The 3,531-nt window shown below is 58.5% G+C and carries 3 protein-coding genes; all 3 read right to left on the bottom strand.

The genetic code is table 11. The features are described 5' to 3' along the window. Nucleotides 1-89: 89 nt before the first annotated feature. Genes ACRBB0_RS25905 through ACRBB0_RS25895 form a run of 3 tightly spaced genes read right to left on the bottom strand, consistent with a single transcriptional unit; the run spans nt 90 to nt 3,273 of the window. Nucleotides 90-1,088, bottom strand: coding sequence for a tyrosine-type recombinase/integrase (locus tag ACRBB0_RS25905; RefSeq protein ID WP_102856250.1), 999 nt, complete (start codon nt 1,086-1,088; stop codon nt 90-92). Next, on the bottom strand, nt 1,085-2,029 hold the full coding sequence (locus ACRBB0_RS25900; protein WP_058123597.1) for a tyrosine-type recombinase/integrase: 945 nt from the start codon (nt 2,027-2,029) through the stop codon (nt 1,085-1,087). The genes ACRBB0_RS25905 and ACRBB0_RS25900 overlap by 4 nt, the downstream gene beginning before the upstream one ends. After that, on the bottom strand, nt 2,026-3,273 hold the full coding sequence (locus ACRBB0_RS25895; RefSeq protein WP_199484383.1) for a tyrosine-type recombinase/integrase: 1,248 nt from the start codon (nt 3,271-3,273) through the stop codon (nt 2,026-2,028). The genes ACRBB0_RS25900 and ACRBB0_RS25895 overlap by 4 nt, the downstream gene beginning before the upstream one ends. Nucleotides 3,274-3,531 lie beyond the last annotated feature (258 nt).

Here is a 3,531-nt window from a genome sequence, read left to right as displayed (position 1 = left end):
GACCCATAATGCCGCGCTCCGGTTTATGCCGCGCCGACCCTTACAACCTGTTGCGTTGCGGTTAGATCGGCGCAGCATATCGGCATAATTCAGAGCGCTTCGAGGAATGCCAGGAGTTCGTCACCCGGTCGATATCGTCCACCCGTCTGGTCAACCGGCTTTGTCAGAGCCATCGCCTTTTCTTTCAGTTCGATATCGGCGTGGATGTAGACCTGTGTCGTCTCAATCGATTCATGGCCCAGCCAAAGGGCGATAATCGTTCGGTCCACACCGCTCTGTAGAAGCTGCATTGCAGCGGTGTGGCGCAAGACATGGGGTGTGACGCGCTTCAGTCTGAACGTCGAGCTGGTCGAGGCGGCGGTTGCCGCATGTTTCCGAACAATTCGCTCAACCGCATCTCTGCTGAGCGGCCTGCCACGGATGGTTGCGAACAGGGGATCGCTGGGCTCAGTCCGGCACTGCGCAAGCCATGCCTTCAATGCAAACCGACTGTCTGTCCGAAGCGGCGTTGCGCGTTCTTTTCGACCCTTGCCCACGCATCTGAGGTGCGCTCCGGTGCCAAGCTCGACATCGCCAACGCGAAGGCCGATCACCTCCGATACACGCAAGCCGGTTTGGAGCATTGTGAGAAGCAGAACGCGGTCGCGCCGCCCAAACCAGGTCGTCTGGTCAGGTGCCTTCAGCAAGGCCTCCATCTCGTCACGGGTCAGGAAGTCCACGACGCGTTTTTCGTGCCGCTTGGACGGCATCGCCAGCACCTTCTGGCAATGGTGCAGGAGCTGGGGCTCACAGCCCGCGACGTATTTGAAGAACGAGCGAATGGCCGCGAGGCGAGTGTTCCGGCTTCGCGCGCTGTTACCTCGTTCCTCCTCGCAGAAGGTCAGGAACCGACCGATGATGTCGGCGTCAATGTGAGCCACATGTAGCTCAGTCGGCGGCAGCCTTGTCTGCGCCTCGGCGTATCTCAGCAAGAGCCGGAAGGTGTCGCGATAGCTGGCAATCGTGTTTGGACTGGCCTGCATCTGGGTCAACAGCCGCTCGGTGAAGAACCGCTGCACATAGACGGGCAATGGATAGGTTGCGATCATGATGCGTCCTCCAAAACCCGCCGTTCGGCCCGCGCCGCGGCTAACTGCATCAGCTCGGGCACGGCCTCGATGTACCAGAACGTGTGCTTGGGCTCGGAATGGCCGAGATAGGTGCTGAGCTTGTACATTTCAGTTTCGATGTCCCGGCCATCCCGGAACCAGTCCAGGATGGTGTGAACGGCAAATGTGTGCCGCAAATCATGGATGCGTGGCCCATGTCCGTGGCGGTTGAAGGCTTGTGGTGACCGAAGGCCGATGTTTCTGCTGACCTGCGCGAAGTTGTAGCGTGCCCCGCAATCTCCCGCCGGTTCGCCATCCTCTTTGATGAAGAACCGGGATGATTGCTGCGGAACCAGACGATCCCGCAGCTCGGCATATCGAACAAGCCAATGAGCGGTATCCTCGTTGACGGGAAGCTGTCGATCCTTGCCATTCTTGGTGTTTCTGAGCGTTAGGATAGCGCGTTCCAGATCGACGTCATGCTGATCCAAAGACAAAGCTTCGTTCACGCGCATCCCCGTCACCGCGATCAAGCCGAACAGGGTCTGCCACAATGCGGCACGGAGGCCATAAGGTGACGGCAGTCGACCGGCTTCAACGACAAGATCCGCGATCTGACTGGGCGCATAGATGTAGGGGACACGCCTTCGGTATCGGCCTGTGACAAGCTGGCTGGACGGGACCTCGGTCCGATTGTCGTGCTCCGCAAGCCAAAAGGCGAACCGGCGCACCATACCAAGGCGATGAGACCAAGTGTTGTTGTCCGCGCTGCCGTAGTTTGCCTTCCAATCGAGGAACAAGGGCGTCGAGATCCGATTGAACCCGTTTTCACCGGCATAAGTCGTGAACTTGCGCAGGACCCGTTCCTCAAAGGAGAGGTCAAACCCCATCGAACGCCGAAGGGCCAGATATTCATCAAGTCGTTGGGACAGCGTCTTCATTGGGCGTCTCCCGAAGTTGGCCAGGGGCGCGAGATCGAGCGCAGGGCAGCCACATCGTATTGCGCATAGATGGTTGTGGTCATTGCAGATCGGTGACGCAGCACGTCCCCGATCTCAGCAAGCGAAGCACCCTTTCGCAGCATGTCGGTGGCCAGGCTGTGCCGCAGAATGTGGGTGCCTATATAGGCTTGTGGCGGGCTAATGCCGGTCGCGTCATAGGCGTCTCGCAATATCCATCGCAGGATTTGCGCGTCCTTGAACCTCTTGAAGGGCGGTTTCACCGACACGAACAGCGCGCGGTCCGGGCCCCGGCGCTCATTCTTGATGTAATCGACAATCGCCTCACCAACCTCCGCCGACATCGGCATCCGATCGTGCAACTGCCTCTTGCCGCGGATCAGGATTTCTCCAGCGCGCCAGTCGATGTCATCCAGTTCGATCGCTGTCACTTCCGGCGCACGAAGACCGAGACGGGCGATCAGCATCAGCATTGCATAGTTGCGCCGACCCGTTTTCTGGTGGTCGCGCACCACCTCAATGAGCCGGTTGACCTGTTCCGGCTCCAGATACCTCGGGATGCCGGTCGGTTTGGGCTGCCTGGCTTTCGGCACAGCATTGCTCAAGTTGCGCTCAGTCTTTCCGCTCCAGAACAGGAACTGGAAGAGGTTGCGAAGATGCGATGGGCCTGTCTTGTCCCGCGGCGCGTTTTGTTCCTTGCGCAACCAAAGTATGAACCCAGTGATGTCGTCTGGCTTGATGGTGTTCAAGTCACCCAGGCCAGAGCCGAACTTCGCAGTCAGGAACCGATCAAAGAACCGTAGGCAGTGATAAATTGTGTCCTCAGACAAGCCGCGCTGACTGCGAAGATAGGTTTCGTATTCCCGTTTCAGGCAGGCCCTCGGTGACATGTCGAGCGGCGGTTCTGAGCGCGGCGGTGCGCCTGCATTTTCAATGAGATAATCCCTGAACCGATTGATGCGGTACCGACAGTGCTTTTGGTCTCTCGCAGAAGCCGCACTGATGATCGACGTCGCCAGATGGTCCACACGATCATCGGTCAGCTCAGTGGGACAGACGTCTGCCTCCAGCATCGCCGCCCAAAGCGCCTCGGCTGTGGTTCTGTAATTGGCGATGGAACGGAGGCCGTATCCCTCCGCCTCGATCTGTAGGGCAAAGCGATCGGCATGGCTGCCAGCTTTCAGTTTCCGCCTCGTCGTTTGATCTGGGTGCGTATCGTTTTCCATGAGTGTTTCCTTCTTTTGGTTGAAGGTTGCACCTATGGCAAATCGCCGGCCCCAATTGCGCAGTTCGCCACGCTCACATGGCGGTTCTGAACTACAGTCTTATGCAGCCGGAAAACGACAAAAACCGCAGGAAACAAGACTTCGCCTGAACAAGCGCGGCATAAACCGGAGCGCGGCATTATTGGTCTTATGCCGCCATCGGCACAAAATCCACGCCACGAAGGCCCCCCATCGACTGAACCGTGATTCCGGGTTCTC

This window comes from Pelagimonas sp. (genome assembly GCF_050633425.1).
Classification (GTDB): domain Bacteria; phylum Pseudomonadota; class Alphaproteobacteria; order Rhodobacterales; family Rhodobacteraceae; genus Pelagimonas.
This window is presented reverse-complemented; position numbering and strand designations above follow the sequence as displayed.

Coding starts and splice junctions, on each gene's coding strand:
- ACRBB0_RS25905 (WP_102856250.1), bottom strand. CDS start 1,088: ATGATCGCAACCTATCCATTGCCCGTCTATGTGCAGCGGTTCTTCACC.
- ACRBB0_RS25900 (WP_058123597.1), bottom strand. CDS start 2,029: ATGAAGACGCTGTCCCAACGACTTGATGAATATCTGGCCCTTCGGCGT.
- ACRBB0_RS25895 (WP_199484383.1), bottom strand. CDS start 3,273: ATGGAAAACGATACGCACCCAGATCAAACGACGAGGCGGAAACTGAAA.